The 14,444-nt window shown below is 49.8% G+C and carries 14 protein-coding genes and 1 tRNA gene; 9 read left to right on the top strand and 6 right to left on the bottom strand.

From position 1 onward, the window contains the following. Window positions 1–98: 98 nt before the first annotated feature. The 8 genes from HH196_RS06700 to HH196_RS06665 all read left to right on the top strand — a co-directional run bounded on the left by HH196_RS06700 (window position 99) and on the right by HH196_RS06665 (window position 6,747). The gene (locus tag HH196_RS06700) at window positions 99–887 is read left to right on the top strand and encodes a DUF3530 family protein (RefSeq protein ID WP_169451379.1); all 789 of its coding nucleotides are present in this window, start codon (window positions 99–101) and stop codon (window positions 885–887) included. Then, window positions 884–1,150 carry a hypothetical protein gene (locus tag HH196_RS06695; RefSeq protein ID WP_169451378.1) on the top strand — a complete coding sequence of 89 codons (267 nt, stop codon included), beginning with the start codon at window positions 884–886 and terminating at the stop codon, window positions 1,148–1,150. Before HH196_RS06700 ends, HH196_RS06695 begins: the two co-directional genes overlap by 4 nt. A gap of 25 nt (window positions 1,151–1,175) precedes the next feature. After that, window positions 1,176–2,234 (top strand): peptidase M42, encoded by a 1,059-nt coding sequence (locus HH196_RS06690; RefSeq protein WP_169451377.1) that lies wholly within the window; start codon window positions 1,176–1,178, stop codon window positions 2,232–2,234. 180 nt (window positions 2,235–2,414) lie between these two features. Further along, a complete protein-coding gene (locus HH196_RS06685) occupies window positions 2,415–2,885 on the top strand; it encodes a 4Fe-4S dicluster domain-containing protein (RefSeq protein ID WP_169451376.1) in 471 nt (156 codons plus the stop codon). An 11-nt stretch (window positions 2,886–2,896) separates the two neighbouring features. Beyond that, complete coding sequence (locus tag HH196_RS06680) at window positions 2,897–4,744, top strand: aldehyde ferredoxin oxidoreductase family protein (protein WP_169451375.1); 1,848 nt, start codon at window positions 2,897–2,899, stop codon at window positions 4,742–4,744. Window positions 4,745–4,836: 92 nt separating this feature from the next. Next, window positions 4,837–6,213: an NAD(P)/FAD-dependent oxidoreductase gene (locus HH196_RS06675; RefSeq protein ID WP_169451374.1), complete on the top strand. Its 1,377-nt coding sequence runs from the start codon at window positions 4,837–4,839 to the stop codon at window positions 6,211–6,213. After that, window positions 6,188–6,448: a MoaD/ThiS family protein gene (locus HH196_RS06670; protein ID WP_169451373.1), complete on the top strand. Its 261-nt coding sequence runs from the start codon at window positions 6,188–6,190 to the stop codon at window positions 6,446–6,448. Before HH196_RS06675 ends, HH196_RS06670 begins: the two co-directional genes overlap by 26 nt. 2 nt (window positions 6,449–6,450) lie before the next feature. Then, a complete protein-coding gene (locus HH196_RS06665; RefSeq protein WP_169451372.1) occupies window positions 6,451–6,747 on the top strand; it encodes a hypothetical protein in 297 nt (98 codons plus the stop codon). A gap of 460 nt (window positions 6,748–7,207) precedes the next feature. Here the strand turns inward: HH196_RS06665 and HH196_RS06660 are convergent. Further along, a tRNA-Met gene (locus HH196_RS06660) sits at window positions 7,208–7,284 on the bottom strand. 81 nt (window positions 7,285–7,365) lie between these two features. Between HH196_RS06660 and HH196_RS06655 the strand changes: the two genes are divergently transcribed. Then, window positions 7,366–8,190, top strand: a complete 825-nt coding sequence (locus HH196_RS06655; protein ID WP_371807836.1) for a DUF72 domain-containing protein — start codon at window positions 7,366–7,368, stop codon at window positions 8,188–8,190. A 59-nt stretch (window positions 8,191–8,249) separates the two neighbouring features. Here HH196_RS06655 and apaG read toward each other — a convergent pair whose 3' ends face one another. The 5 genes from apaG to lptD are packed head-to-tail and all read right to left on the bottom strand — an operon-like array spanning window position 8,250 to window position 14,398. Further along, complete coding sequence (gene apaG, locus HH196_RS06650) at window positions 8,250–8,636, bottom strand: Co2+/Mg2+ efflux protein ApaG (protein WP_169451370.1); 387 nt, start codon at window positions 8,634–8,636, stop codon at window positions 8,250–8,252. Between the two features lie 12 nt (window positions 8,637–8,648). Beyond that, entirely contained in the window at window positions 8,649–9,458 is an 810-nt protein-coding gene (gene rsmA / locus HH196_RS06645; protein WP_169451369.1) for a 16S rRNA (adenine(1518)-N(6)/adenine(1519)-N(6))-dimethyltransferase RsmA, read from the bottom strand. After that, the gene (gene pdxA, locus HH196_RS06640; RefSeq protein WP_169451368.1) at window positions 9,455–10,453 is read right to left on the bottom strand and encodes a 4-hydroxythreonine-4-phosphate dehydrogenase PdxA; all 999 of its coding nucleotides are present in this window, start codon (window positions 10,451–10,453) and stop codon (window positions 9,455–9,457) included. Before pdxA ends, rsmA begins: the two co-directional genes overlap by 4 nt. Then, complete coding sequence (locus tag HH196_RS06635) at window positions 10,453–11,748, bottom strand: peptidylprolyl isomerase (protein ID WP_169451367.1); 1,296 nt, start codon at window positions 11,746–11,748, stop codon at window positions 10,453–10,455. Before HH196_RS06635 ends, pdxA begins: the two co-directional genes overlap by 1 nt. Continuing rightward, window positions 11,735–14,398 carry an LPS assembly protein LptD gene (gene lptD, locus HH196_RS06630; RefSeq protein ID WP_169451366.1) on the bottom strand — a complete coding sequence of 888 codons (2,664 nt, stop codon included), beginning with the start codon at window positions 14,396–14,398 and terminating at the stop codon, window positions 11,735–11,737. Before lptD ends, HH196_RS06635 begins: the two co-directional genes overlap by 14 nt. Window positions 14,399–14,444: the final 46 nt, after the last annotated feature.

Below are 14,444 nucleotides of genomic sequence, written 5' to 3'. Positions count from 1 at the left end.
TTTGAAAACCAGCAGCGTTGATTTTGCTTTTCATTATGTTTGTCTTCGTGTCATTCTTCCCTCAACGTCTCTTCAATAAACTCAGACAAGGAGAATTCATGTTGCTCGCTTTTTTGCTTCCGCTAATTCTACTTGTATCGTCTTTGCAATCTGTACATGCTGCAGAACCAAATTATGCGCGAGAAGAGCGAATGGCAGCTGAGATTGTCGATCTACTTTTTGAGGGTGAGCCCGTTGAGTTAGTTGCGCAGGGACGAAATTTTTTAACCATTTTTACTGAGGCCGAGGAGCCTAAAGGGACTGTCGTCCTTTTGCACGGTCGCGGTTATCACCCGGATTGGGAAAATGTCGTGTCGCCTCTGCGTGTTGGTTTGGTCGAACAGGGGTGGAACACCCTAAGTATTCAGCTCCCGGTATTGGAGAAATCAGCTAAGTACTTTGACTACGTTGACCTTTTTGATTTAGCTGGGCCGCGTATCGAGACTGCTCTGGAGTTTGCGCACCAACAAGATGCTGGCAAGGTCGTGTTGCTTGCACACAGTTGTGGTTCGCATATGGCGCAGCGTTGGATTAAAAATTTCACCGACGCAGCGGTGACCCAATTTGATGCCTATGTTGGCATCGGTATGGGGGCAACGGATTACAAGCAGCCAATGGTTGAACCGTTTCAGTTAGATAAGATGCCGATGCCAATCCTTGATCTATACGGCGCTGAGGACTTTCCTGCCGTACTTCGAAAAGCGCCAGAACGTTTGGCTATGATGCAACAAGCTGGTCATGTGCTATCGGCACAGGTGGTCATTCCAAAAGCGGATCACTACTACAAGGGGAAAGGGCAAGCACAGTTAATGGTTAATGCAGTAGCAGAGTGGTTGGATAAACTTTGAACAGTTCTCGAAAAATACGGTTAGCAGTTTCGCTGATCTCATTTATTGGCATAGTGGTGCCATTCATGTACCTGATTGGCGAGGAGAACAGTGAGCTGGCATTTCAACAAAATGCCGACTGGGTCATCATCAATACCTTGGTTTGGGTCTTTATGATGGCGCTGTTGCTGCTGCGTAATCCTAAGTGGTTTGGTGATGAGACCGCCTTCGATATTCTTCTGAGGAAGGGTAGAAAGGTGTTCGATTGGATTCGCGTTAAATAGCCCTCCCTTTATCTAAGGAAACTTTATGGTCAGTAGTGATTTTGTTGATCTTCTGAAAACCTTGATCAGGCAGCCGAGTGTGGTCGGTGCTGAGCACTCATTCTTTCGTGTTTTGCAGCGTGAGCTGGAGGAGCGAGGAGCAAAAGTGACTTGGTACGAGGGTGTCTTGGTTGCACAGGGTAGTGACCCGTTGAGTGTCATGTTCTCTGCACACATCGATCGCCATGGTCTAATTTGTACCGGTCCGAATGAGTTTCAGTACTCCGCTTTTATTGCCGGTAACCGTACTGATCTGCTAAACAACTCAGTTTCAGAAGAGCTGATGAGCAAGATTACCGAGCGTTTTCAAGCTAAGCCGGTATTTGCGTATGAGCCTTGGTCGGGTGCCTACCGCGGCAATGGCACGATAAAGAACACCTATATCTGCGAATATCGCAACAACCTGATTTTTGAGATTGATGGTCTAGAGAGTGTGGTTGCTGGCACGCCCGTCGCGTTCAAAGATAAGTTGGTACAGGATGATGATCGTATCTATGGGCAGTTAGACAACGTATTGTCAGCAGCGGCGTTGGTGCACCTCTTCTCGTTAGGCTTTCAGGGGACTGTATTCTTTACCGCGCAGGAGGAGGCCGGTAAAAGCTGGCGCTACCTGCTTGAGTGGTTCCGTCGGTTTGGTGGTTCAACCAACCGACTATTCGTGGTTGATACTAGTCCATTTCCTGATGTCGATAGTGCCAACCAGCAGAAGCTCGTGTTACGTACTAAGGATGCCAACGCTGCCTTCAATGCAGAAGCGACTCAGATCGTAGAGGCAATCTGTAGAGAAGAGGGGTTGAGTTACATCTTCAAGGATCGTTATGTTGAAGATGCAAACCAGCAACTGATCGCTCAAGGTGAAAAACCTAGGTCCATTGGTAGTACTGAGCTGGGTCGCATAATTGCCAGTTCTAACGGTTTGGTCGATGGTTCAACCATTCAGATTCCGACCACCGGATACCACACGATGGAGGAGTCTGCCTCTTGGGACGCGGTCGCTGCGTTCATACAGGTGTTGAGTCGTTTGGCTACCCATACAGCCTTGTAAGTGGTTGTTATTTCAATTCAAACTGATCAATAAAAGACATGATTTTTGTAGGTATAAGGTAGACAAACAATTTAAGTTGGCATAAGTTTGGATATGCGGAATTATGGGCGTGAGATTTTAAGAGTCGATTCTTAGTTTCTGGCTGATTTCACGCAAACAAAAATAATAAAAGGACAAACTATGCAAAAGTCACTGTATATCAATCCTGAAAAGTGTACGGGCTGTCTCCAGTGTGAAATGGCCTGTTCATACGAACATACCGGCACCATTAACCCCTCACTCTCTCGTATCAAAGTGTTTAGCTTTGAACATGAAGGTCGCAAAGTTCCATACACCTGTACACAGTGTGATGAAGCTTGGTGTATGCAATCTTGTCCAACGGATGCGATTAAACTCGACAAAGTGTTGGGTGCTAAAGTTGTCAACGAAGACACCTGTGTGGGCTGTAAGGTTTGTACCATCTCTTGTCCATTCGGAACCATCAACTATGTAGCTGAGACTGGCAAGGTTGCTAAGTGTGACCTCTGTGCTGGCGATCCTGCATGTGCGACTGCATGTCCGACTGAAGCGATCACCTTCGTGGACAGCAACTGGACCGGCCTAGAGCGCATGCGCAAATGGGCTGCTAAAGCTAACGACGCTAGTTTGTAAGGAGAAGAGACATGGGTTGGACTAGAAAAATCCTTCGAGTAAATCTCTCCGAAGGCACATGTAAATCAGAAGATTTGAATATGGAGTGGGCTCAAGATTATCTGGGTTCGCGTGGTTTGGCGACTAAATATCTTGTTGAAGAGATCGATGCGAAAGTAGATCCGCTCTCTCCTGAGAACAAGATGATTATGGCGACCGGACCTTTGACAGGGACCATGGCATCGACCGGTGGTCGTTATACGGTGGTCACTAAAGGGCCACTGACTGGCGCAATAGCGTGTTCTAACTCAGGCGGCTACTTCGGCGCTGAGATGAAGTTCGCGGGCTGGGATATGGTGATCTTCGAAGGTAAATCGCCTAAGCCTGTCTACCTAATGATTGAAAACGACAAAGCTGAGTTGCTTGATGCTTCTCACCTTTGGGGCACCTCTACTTGGCACACTGAAGAGCAGATTAAGAAGGATCACCAAGATCCTCAGATTCGTATCTCCTCTATCGGCAAAGCGGGTGAGAATGGCGTTCTCTACTCTTGTGTAGTGAACGATCTCCACCGTGCGGCTGGCCGTTCAGGTGTTGGCGCAGTCATGGGTTCTAAGAACCTTAAAGCTGTAGCGATTCGTGGTACTAAAGGCCTTGCTGGCATCAATAACTTCCCTGAATTCGCAAAAGTGACTGCAGAGAAGAAACAGATTCTTGCGGAAAACGCTGTAACAGGTGAAGGTCTACCAACTTACGGTACTCAGGTCTTGATGAACGTCATCAATGAGATGGGTGCACTACCAACGCGCAACCACCAGACTGTTAAATTTGAACAGGCGGGTGATATCTCTGCAGAAGCGATGGCGAAGCCACGTGAATCAGACGGTAAGCCTCACCTAGTGACAAACCAAGCTTGTTTCGGCTGTACCATCGCGTGTGGTCGTATCTCTAAGATTGATGAGAAGCACTTCTCAGTTGAGAACAAACCACAGTACCACGGCGCATCAGGCGGTCTCGAGTATGAGGCAGCTTGGGCATTGGGTGCGGCAAACGGTGTCGGGGATCTAGAGGCGCTTCAGTACGCTAACTTGATCTGTAACGAACAGGGTATGGACCCAATCTCTTTCGGTGCAACCATTGGTGCAGTGATGGAGATGTACGAGAACGGCACACTTTCTGAAGCACAGATTGGTCTTAAAGCACCATTCGGTTCTGCAGAGGCGCTTTGCCAGCTTGTTGATATGACAGCGAGCGGTGAAGGTTTTGGTGCTGAGATCGGTCTTGGTTCAAAACGCCTATGTGAAAAATATGGCCAGCCAGAACTATCAATGAGTGTTAAAGGTCAGGAGTTCCCTGCTTACGACTCTCGTGGTATCCAGGGTATGGGTCTTACTTACGCAACATCTAACCGTGGTGCATGTCACCTTCGCTCATACACTGTGGCATCTGAAGTACTGGGTATCCCAGTTAAGACTGACCCACTAGTGACTGAAGGTAAGCCAGGTCTAGTAATGGCATTCCAGGATGCGACAGCAGCCTTTGACGCCTCTGGCCTTTGTATCTTCACCAGCTTTGCATGGTCTCTAGGTGATATTCAGCCGCAGATCGATGCTGCCTGTGAAGGCGACTGGTCGATGGAGAAACTCAGTGCCGTAGGTGAGCGTATCTGGAACATGGAGAAACTCTTCAACCTAGAAGCTGGTTTCACCAAAGCAGATGACCAACTTCCTAAACGCCTAACGACTGAACCTGCACAAGAGGGTCCAGCGAAAGGCTTGGTGGCAGGTGTGCCTGAAATGCTTCCTGAGTACTACGAGATTCGTGGTTGGGATGCGGAAGGTGTACCAACACGTGATACTCTCGATCGCCTAGGCCTTTAATGGCGAATTAGCGGGTCGTTAAACAAACCCCTTTTCCGTGTAGGGAAAGGGGTTTTTTGTTAAAAACAACTATAAAAAACCTGGGGTCTTTCATGAAACATCTTATCCTTGGTAACGGTCCTGCCGGTGTTATTGCCGCAGAGACATTGCGTAAAGCTGATCCAAACTGTGACATCACGATGGTGGGCGCAGAGGCAGAACCACCATACTCACGCATGGCCATTCCCTACCTTCTGGAAGGTAATATTGACGAGTCTGGTACCTACCTGCGTAAAGATGATGGTCACTACACCACTAAGAACATCACCAACAAGCAGGGCATGGCGCAGTCCGTTGATACTGAAGCGAAACAGGTGACCCTTGCTGATGGTTCAGTTGAGAGCTATGACAAACTGTTGATCGCAACGGGCTCTCACCCTATTCGTCCACCGATTCCTGGTATTGATCTGCCGAATGTTCACACCTGTTGGACGCTCAATGATGCGCGTGCAATTGCCGCCTCTGTAGGTCCAGGCAAGCGAGTTGTTCAGGTTGGTGCGGGCTTTATCGGTTGTATTATTCTCGAAGCACTTGCTAAGCGTGGCGTCGATCTAACTGTTGTTGAGCTTGGTGACCGCATGGTTCCGCGCATGATGACCGGTGAAGCGGGCGGCATGATTAAGAGCTGGGTAGAGAACAAGGGCGTCCGCGTTGTCACCGAAGCTAAGGTTGAGCGTATTGATGGTGCTGGTTCTGAAGCCCCTACGCAATCGGGCGGTGGTATCCTTGGCGCAATTAAAACTATATTCGGTGCTGGCGAGTCTGCTTCGGCTGCTGCTACACAGAGCGGCGATGAGATGGTGGTTACCCTCTCTACCGGTGAAAAGATCGCTTGTGACCTAGTGATTATGTCTGCCGGTGTGCGACCAAACACAGCCTTCCTTGAGGGCTCTGGTATTAAGTCTGGCAACGGTATTCTGACCGATCTTCACATGCAGACCTCGGCGCAGGATGTCTATGCTGCGGGTGACGTCGTAGAGGCGCCAGATATGTTCACGGGTGCACCGATGGTTTCCGCTATTCAGCCAAATGCTGCTGACACTGCGCGTATTGCCGCCCTGAATATGGCAGGTCGTCCTGTTGCACATTCGGGTATCTTGGCTATAAACGTACTGGATACACTGGGTCTTATCTCAAGCTCATTTGGTGCTTGGGAAGGTGTTGAGGGCGGTGAAGGCGTCGAGTATGCCGAAGCTAAAGCGCACAAGTACATCAGCCTGCAATTCAAAGGTGATGTATTGGTGGGTGCTACCTCTGTCGGTCTGACTCAGCATGTTGGTGTGTTGCGTGGCTTGATTCAGGGTAAGGTGAAGCTTGGTCACTGGAAAGAGATCCTGATGAACGATCCACTTCGTGCAACTGAAGCGTATCTAGCTTGTTCACAGAAACCAGGTGTATTGGCCAATGCCGACCGATCTCTTAACGCTTAAACTCTACGCCAGCCTAGGCCAGTATTTGCCTGCGGGTGCGGTTGATAACATAGCAAAAGTTGAATTGGCAGCAGATGACTCTGTCGCTTCAATTATTGAGCGTTATGATCTGCCTGCAAGGCTGGTTCATCTAGTGCTGGTTGATGGGGTTTATATTGCACCTGAGGATCGTGCTTCACGTCTCCTAAAAGCGGGTGAAACCCTTGCTATTTGGCCCCCTGTTGCAGGCGGCTAATCATGCAGGCTACATCACTTACCACACTTGAGCGTATCGTATCTGCAACTCGTAAAGAGTATGAGCAGGGATTGAAACAGGCGCTTCCGGGCGGCGTAAGTGGTGGGCCTGACTTCTTCTTTCTCACCGAGGGTGAGGTCGAAATCCGAATTGATATCGAGTCTCATCCTGATCTTGTTATCGCGCTGATGCGCCTTCCACGTCTTAAAGCGACCTGGCATTTTGTTTCTGGTTCAGATGAAGCGAAAGCTGATCTGTTGAAGCGGATTGATTGGTCTATGAAGAGGGGTGGGGGGTAGTTGTTGGGTTTTTTGTGAACCGAGTTGTCACTTCACTTCCTGTGAAGTGATCCTTCGGACCAGCTTTCAGCTGTCCAAATAATGCTGTCCTGCATTATTTGTCGTCAGTTCTGCATCAGTCCCCCAGACGCAAAAAAGGGAAGTGAACTTGACAGTACACTTCCCTTTTTTACGTTGGTAGCGGGGGCCTGGTTTGAGCTGATGACCTTCACCGCGGAGCTTATGAAGAGTGAGCCCAACGAGCTGTTTTGCTTCTGGGTTTTGCCAGATTTATGAGTCTGAGGCCAGATTTATGAAACTACTTCCTGTAGTTTCACCCTTCGGGGCCATCGCCGGAGGCGATGTTCAAAAAATGCTATCCATGCATTTTTTGTGAACTGACTTCGTCAGTGCTCATTTTTTGCCCCCACAAACGAAAAAAGAGGTATAAACCCTGCGGGCCTATACCTCTTTTTACGTTTGGTAGCGGGGGCCAGATTTGAACTGACGACCTTCGGGTTATGAGCCCGACGAGCTACCAGGCTGCTCCACCCCGCATCAACGTGGCGCGAATTCTACGCGGTTGCGGTATTATGTCAAGTAACTTGCTGGTTTTATTTTAGTTTTTTGCATATTGAGGTGATTTTGCAGCACGATTACTACTTGGGTTTACCGCAGTGGCAGCATCCTACTTGGGAAGGAGGTTCTCTTTCTGGGCGGGGTTCTGCGTTGTTTCGGTATGCTCGGCAGTTCTCGTCTGTGGAGGGGAATACCACCTTCTATGGGTTACCTAAGCCCGATACGGTCAAGCGTTGGAGTGATGAGACGCCAGATGATTTTCGATTCTGCTTTAAGTTTCATCAGGATCTATCGCATCGCAGTGCCTTGGAGTTTGCCAATCCTAAGGTCTCTGAGCAGTTTAAATTGTTGGAACCGCTGGGTGAGAAGCTGGGTATGCTCAATCTGCAACTGCCGCAAAGTTATGGGCCGGATGGTTTAGAGCATCTCTATCGCTTCTTTTTATCTTTGCCGGAGCGATGTGCCTACTCGTTGGAGGTTCGCCACTCAGAATTCTTTGCTAAGGGAGATGCTGAGCGGGAGTTGAACCAGATGTTGATTGAGACTGGGGTTAATCGGGTTATGTTTGATACCCGCCCCATCTTTGCCTCTGTCGCTAAAGATGCCCACACACTTGAAGCGCAGCAGAAGAAACCTAAGGTGCCGTTACATGTATTGGCAACGGGACAGAATCCACAGGTGCGTTTTATCTCTACCATGGAGTGGTTTGAGGCGGATCACTATCTCGATCAGTGGGTGGCAAAGGTGGCTGCATGGATAGCAGAAGGGCGAACGCCCTATCTATTTTTTCACACGCCTGATTGTGGCTATGCACCTGAGTTGGCTGCGCGTTTTGTTGCTAAGTTAAAAGCGCAGTGCCCAACACTCAGGGGATCGGTTCCTTAACTTTTAACTATTGAGCAGGATGCGCTTTTTTAACTTGAAAGTCTTAGCTGAAAGATGGCTTAGTGAAGAGCGTTGGTCTGTGCCAAAGTGAAGGGTTTGATCTCCGCTTGGAAGGCTTCGTTCTCGTCGGTGATCATGTCGTAGTGGCCCTGCATGGCGCCTACTTCAGTCGCTAGCACTGTACCGCTGGTGTAGCTGTAACTTTTGCCTGGTTCAATTGTAGGCTGTTCGCCAACCACGCCCTCACCAATCACCTCTTGAGTCTGCTCATTACCATCCGTGATTAACCAACGACGGCTCAGAAGCTGAACAGGGATCGGGTTATGGTTGGTAATGGTGATGTGGTACGAGAAGACGAAACGATGCGTCTCAGGATCTGATTGCTCGTTAAGGTACTGGGTGGTCACATCAACGCTTACGTTGTTGGATAGATCTTGTTCGTCCATGTTCTCTCAGTATTACTCGTTACGCAGGCTGTGGATTGCATCACTAATGGCAATAAATTGTGCCAGTGATAGACGTTCAGGGCGCAGGCCTGGGTCTATGCCAAGTGCTTCTAGTTGCTCACCTGTAATTAACCCTTTCATGTTGTTACGCAGGGTTTTACGCCGCTGACCAAAGGCAGTACGCACAACATCGGCCAGTAGATTTGGATCTTTTGCTTCAATCGGTAGGGTGGTGTGCGGAATCAAACGCACAATTGCCGAGTCGACCTTAGGTGCTGGATTAAATGCTCCTGGTGGTACGATGAAGAGTTTTTCTACTTTGCAGTAGTACTGCGCCATGATGCCCAAACGGCCATAGTGATCTTCGCCCGGCTGGGCTGCTAGGCGCTCCACCACCTCTTTCTGCAACATAAAGTGCATGTCGCTGATAAGGCCAGAGAAGCTCAATAGGTGAAAAATAAGAGGTGTCGAGATGTTGTAGGGTAGGTTACCAACAACACGCAGCGGGCGCTCATCGTTCTGAAGTGAAGCGAAATCGAACTTAAGGGCATCCGCCTCATGTATTGTGAACTTGCCTTCGTAACGGAAAAACTTGGTACGTAAAACCGGTATTAGGTCGCGGTCCAGTTCGACCGCCTCTAATGCACCCGCCTCTAGAAGGATCTCTTCTGTCAGCGCACCTAAGCCTGGGCCGATCTCAACAAGGTGCTGATCTGGCTTTGGATTGATAGCTGAAATAATGCGGCCAATGATGGTTGGATCGTGAAGAAAGTTCTGTCCAAAACGCTTGCGCGCAACATGGCCTGGGTTCTGTTTGCTCATCCCGCTAAAGCTCCCTGTTTTGCGCTTACCATCGAAGCGGCGTAATTGATCGCAGTCTCCAAAGATCCAGCGTCCGCTTTGCCACTGCCTGCTAAATCGAGTGCGGTACCGTGATCTACTGAAGTGCGGATGATCGGTAGGCCAAGCGTGATGTTAACTGCCTTACCAAAGCCTTTGTACTTGAGTACCGGTAATCCCTGGTCGTGATACATCGCAAGGACCGCATCAGCATCTTTGAGTAGATGATCTGTAAATAGAGTGTCTGCAGGGAGTGGGCCGACTAGATCCACCCCTTGTGCACGATAGGTTTCAAGCACCGGTGTAATGGTGTCGATCTCTTCACGCCCCATGTGACCACCTTCACCAGCATGTGGATTAAGGCCGGCAACCAGAACGCGCGGCTTAGCGATACCAAAGTGGCTGTGCAGATCATTGAGGAGAATATCGATGACAGAGTGCAGTAGCTCTTTGGTGATCGTTTTAGGTACATCTTGAAGAGGCAGGTGGGTCGTAGCAAGCGCTACGCGCAGCCCTTCAGTTGCAAGCATCATCACAACTTTGTCGGCATTGCAGCGAGACTCTAAAAACTCGGTGTGGCCACTGAATGCAATGCCCGCATCGTTGATGATCCCTTTATGTACAGGCGCAGTGACAATCGCATCGAACATGCCGCACTGTGTACCATCAATGGCAAGGCGCAGGGTGTTAAGGACATAGACCGCATTGTCTTTATCAAGCTGGCCTGGCACTACGTCGGCATTGGATGGAGTGCCCATATAGAAGAGTTCACCCGGTTTGCAGCCGACGCGTGGTTGGTCTGGATCATACTCGTGCAATTTAATCGGCAGGCCAAGTAGCTTGGCGCGGTCGACCATAATGTCTGGATCACAGATCACTACCAGTTGATGCTCAGATCCTTTTTGAGCAATCTGAATGCATAGGTCAGGACCAATGCCCGCCGGTTCGCCCGGGGTAATCGCTAATCGGTAGGCCATTAATTCGCCTTAACATCGATGTAAGCTTCAGAGCGTTGCTCGCGTAGCCATACAGAGAGTGCTTCGTCATATTTACGCTTACGAATCTCTGTGCGTGCTTTGTTTTCACGCATTTCGGTAGAGAAGTCCTGCTGACGACGCTCTTGAACCTGGACAATGTGCCAGCCAAAGCGTGATTTGAAAGGTAGGCTGACTTCGTTGATACCTAGCTTATCCATCTGCTGTTCAAACTCTGCAACCATCTTGCCAGGCTGAATCCAGCCTAGTTCGCCACCTAGTGAGCCGCTACCTGGGTCGTCACTGTAACGACGCGCAAGCTCATCGAAAGGTTCGCCCTCTTTAATGCGACCATAAATCTCTTCAGCAAAGGCTTTAGCTTGGTCGCCTGAGCGAATCTCAGAAGGCGCTACTAGAATATGACGGGCACGAGTTTCGGTCACGATGGTCGCTTGTTCACCGCGGCGATCGCGAAGGAAAAGCAGATTGAAACCAGAGGGCGTACGCACAATCTCAGAGACTTCACCGACCTTTAGACCAGCTACTGCACTGAACACTGAACTTGGTAGTTCAGTCGCTTTACGCCAGCCTAGATCGCCACCGTTAAGTGCGTTAGGTGCATCAGATGCACGCACAGCGATATCGAGGAAGTTGGCACCGTTAGTAAGCTCCGCTTGGATCTGCTCGGCACGCGCTTTGGCATCTTGAATCTGCTGTGGTGATGCAGGCGATGGAACAGAGATCAGAATATTGTTAAGTAAGAACTCGGTGCTGTCCTGCTGTTTAGCGAGATCCGAATTGAGGTAGTTCTGCACCTCTTGGTCAGTGACAGAGACACGACGGTTTACATTATTCTGTTGGACACGCGAGATCAGCATCTCACGACGCACCTGATCACGTACCTGCTGGTAGTCACGGCCTTCGTTTAGAAGCGCCTTGCGGAAATCTGCCAGTGAGAGGTTATTCTGCGACGCGATGCGCTCCATGGTCTGATTCAGCTCTTGATCGCTAACGCGCAGACCCTGCTTCTCAGCAAGCTGCAACTGGATGCTCTCAAGAATGAGCTGCTCCTGTACCTGGCCACGCAGTACCTCATCGGCAGGCAACGCCGCATTTCGGCTCGTCAGCTGCAATTTGATATCACGAACGCGCTGGTCTACCTCAGAGTTCATGATGATACTGTCGTTCACGACCACAGCGACACGATCAAGTGGTATCGGTTCTGCGTGTGCGGCAATAGGCGTGATAGATGTGATGCCAATAATCAGTGCCGCGCATAGGTGTTTAAAAGTTTGCATTATCGTCCTCGTTGTAACCCGTTAGATCTTCAAGGAACTGTCGTCCTTCACCCTGGCCAAAGGCACCTAGGCCGCGAAGGATGAACTGAAGGTAAATTTTGTTTTCACGCTCAAAACTGCTTGAGCCATCAATAATTTGGCGCTGTCCGGTTAGGCGAACTTTCCAACAGCAGTTCTCATACTCGATACCGGCTAAGGACTCTAGGTTCTCAGACTCTTTGATATCTTGAGTATAGCGGAACACGCCGCTCCAGCCTGTCGTGATTGGCCAGCGGCCTGCAAGATCAAGCTGGTTGAATGTACGTGTGCCATCAGCTTGAGTGGTCTTGCGAAGATTACCGTAGAGTAGGCGGTCTACATCCGGGCGGTAGTACGCACGGTAGTTCTCAGTCAGTAGCGTGCCGGTATCCTTATCGATACGGCTGTCGTGACTCAGTGTCAGTACCTCTGATGGACGCCAAGATGCAAGGGCTGCAAAGTCAGATTGGTTTGCAGTGCCGGTGCTATCACCAGGGCGTGCATCATGGTCATCAAAGTAGTGAGCCTGAGCTATACCCAGCGTCACAACTTCGCGGCCGCTGACAGAGTAGACCTTGCTCTCAAGTCCAAGTGTCGCTTGTTGCGTGTGGCTTACACGGTCATTACCTGAGTACCCTAAAGTATCGAACAGGTTGGCATAGTTGAAGCCAAGTGCGCCTGAGTCAAAGTTGGGTAGGCCGTTTGCGTCATCACCATCTACAGAGATAAGTTTCACACGTGGCTCTAATGTTTGTGTGCTGATTTCACCCTGGCGCTCAAAGATAAGTCCAGAGTCTAGCGCTGCATAGGTATTGGTGTGCTGTGCTGAGGTGTTGTTGTTCAGGTCATACTGGCTGTACCAAACGCCCGCTTCTGGTCGTAGGTAGCCCCAAGTGGTTTGTGCGTTGTAACCAATCGACTGACGAGCATGAATTCGTTCGCCATCATCAGTTGAGTTTGGTTTATCGAAGTTTGTGTACTGCGCCTGCAGGTTCAGTGTGGTGTTGTTTAGCGTCTGTGCCGTACTGAAGTTTAGCTGTGGTAGACGAGCGTATGGGTGTGTGTTGTCGAGTGACTGGTAGTCATGAACTAACGCACTCGCACTCCAACTATCACCGCTGTATGCGATTTGTGCTTTCTGACTAAGGTCATCCGCAGCTGGTACGCGTAAGGTCACAGGCGTCAGATCATCGAAATAGGTGTTATCGCTAACACGCGTCACTTCGATATTGCTGGTGTAGCCCGGCGCAGGTGTTCCGTTGTGTTTAAAGTCGAACAACCAGCGCTCGCTGCCCTGCAGGTCATCATCAGGAATCCAACTGGTGTTCAGAGTGTTCATACTGAAGCTGTTCAAATAGCGTGCTTCGTTCTCTAGCAAAATACCGCGCTGTTCAATAATGCGTGTAGTTAGCGTGTCATCGACATTCGGCGCAATGTTGAAGTAGTAAGGTAATGAGAGGTCATAGCCATCCTGTTCGCTGCTGCTGAACGATGGGTAGAGTAGACCTGTGCGGCGCGTATCATCAAGCGGCCAGTAGAAGTAGGGTAGGTAGAAGACCGGTACACCAGCTACTTCAAAGCGAGTATTCCACGCTTCACCATAACCCTCTGCAGTGTGCAGCTCCATCTCACCGGCACGGATACCCCAGTCATTACTACCAGGTTCACAGTATGTGATTAGAGTGTTTTCCGCTTCAACGCGCTGATCCCCAAAACGGGTCATCGACTCGGCATCACCGCGCATGTGTTGATCGTGAATAACAAAGCGTGCGTCATTCGCGATAGCAACCTTGTTCTCAAAATCAGTGCTGATGGCATCTGCTGTCATCAAAAAGTTAGGTTCGCGGTAACGAACATCACTTCTGAGCAGGCCTTGGCGGCTGTTCGATTCAAATTCGGCATATTCAGATTTAACCTGACGCCCTGCCTCTTCAATAACGACATTGCCGCGCATGATTGATAGACCATTGAGCTCAGCATCCGAACTGTCTGTATTGACTACAGTGCTGCTTGGTTTATCAGAGGGTGCTAGGTCACCGACCCAAATATCGGGCTCTTGGTAGCGCCCTTTGCAAACAAGGCCTTCAGCGTCTAACGGTGCGTATCGAACCCAGTCCAAGTTCTGATCGCGGCGATCATCGCTAGGGTCGCGTGCTACGTAGAGTACTGGCTCCTCTTTGATTGGAGCCTGAGGTGGTTTTGGTGCTTCAGATGTTTTAACTGCTTCAGTAGCTTGGGCAATAACCGGCGCAGTCACCACAGGCTCTGGCTGTTTGATTGGCTCAGGCTGTTTAACCGGCTCAGGCTGTTTAATAGGCTCAGGCTGCGCAGCTTTCTGCACAGTTGCAGGTTTAGCAGCTACTGTTGGATTTTTGACTGGAGCAGGTTCAGGCGTTGGCTCTGGTTTACTGCTAACTAGCGTATCAGTGTCACTAGTGCGGTAGCTCTCAGTCGGTGCAGAGATGCGCGTTAGTGGCACTGGCTCTGGTTTGTAGTCCGGTGCTGCGGCACAGCTCCAGCCCTTATCGGTCTCCTGGCAGTCCCATGCGCTAGCAGCAAAAACTGAGCTACTGCTGCTGGCGACAACCAAGCCAAGAATGATTTTTGTAATTTCGTTTTTTTCGAAGTGCATCAAATGCGATCCGCTGGCTACCGAGACGACGTTTATGCAGCCTCAA

This window comes from Marinobacterium sp. LSUCC0821 (assembly GCF_012848475.1).
Lineage (GTDB): Bacteria > Pseudomonadota > Gammaproteobacteria > Pseudomonadales > Balneatricaceae > Marinobacterium_E.
This window is presented reverse-complemented; position numbering and strand designations above follow the sequence as displayed.

Bases quoted from the DNA above. Each gene is read 5' to 3' on its own strand.
- HH196_RS06700 (WP_169451379.1), top strand. From the start codon at position 99: ATGTTGCTCGCTTTTTTGCTTCCGCTAATTCTACTTGTATCGTCTTTG.
- HH196_RS06690 (WP_169451377.1), top strand. From the start codon at position 1,176: ATGGTCAGTAGTGATTTTGTTGATCTTCTGAAAACCTTGATCAGGCAG.
- HH196_RS06685 (WP_169451376.1), top strand. From the start codon at position 2,415: ATGCAAAAGTCACTGTATATCAATCCTGAAAAGTGTACGGGCTGTCTC.
- HH196_RS06680 (WP_169451375.1), top strand. From the start codon at position 2,897: ATGGGTTGGACTAGAAAAATCCTTCGAGTAAATCTCTCCGAAGGCACA.
- HH196_RS06675 (WP_169451374.1), top strand. From the start codon at position 4,837: ATGAAACATCTTATCCTTGGTAACGGTCCTGCCGGTGTTATTGCCGCA.
- HH196_RS06670 (WP_169451373.1), top strand. From the start codon at position 6,188: ATGCCGACCGATCTCTTAACGCTTAAACTCTACGCCAGCCTAGGCCAG.
- HH196_RS06665 (WP_169451372.1), top strand. From the start codon at position 6,451: ATGCAGGCTACATCACTTACCACACTTGAGCGTATCGTATCTGCAACT.
- apaG (WP_169451370.1), bottom strand. From the start codon at position 8,636: ATGGACGAACAAGATCTATCCAACAACGTAAGCGTTGATGTGACCACC.
- rsmA (WP_169451369.1), bottom strand. From the start codon at position 9,458: ATGAGCAAACAGAACCCAGGCCATGTTGCGCGCAAGCGTTTTGGACAG.
- pdxA (WP_169451368.1), bottom strand. From the start codon at position 10,453: ATGGCCTACCGATTAGCGATTACCCCGGGCGAACCGGCGGGCATTGGT.
- HH196_RS06635 (WP_169451367.1), bottom strand. From the start codon at position 11,748: ATGCAAACTTTTAAACACCTATGCGCGGCACTGATTATTGGCATCACA.
- lptD (WP_169451366.1), bottom strand. From the start codon at position 14,398: ATGCACTTCGAAAAAAACGAAATTACAAAAATCATTCTTGGCTTGGTT.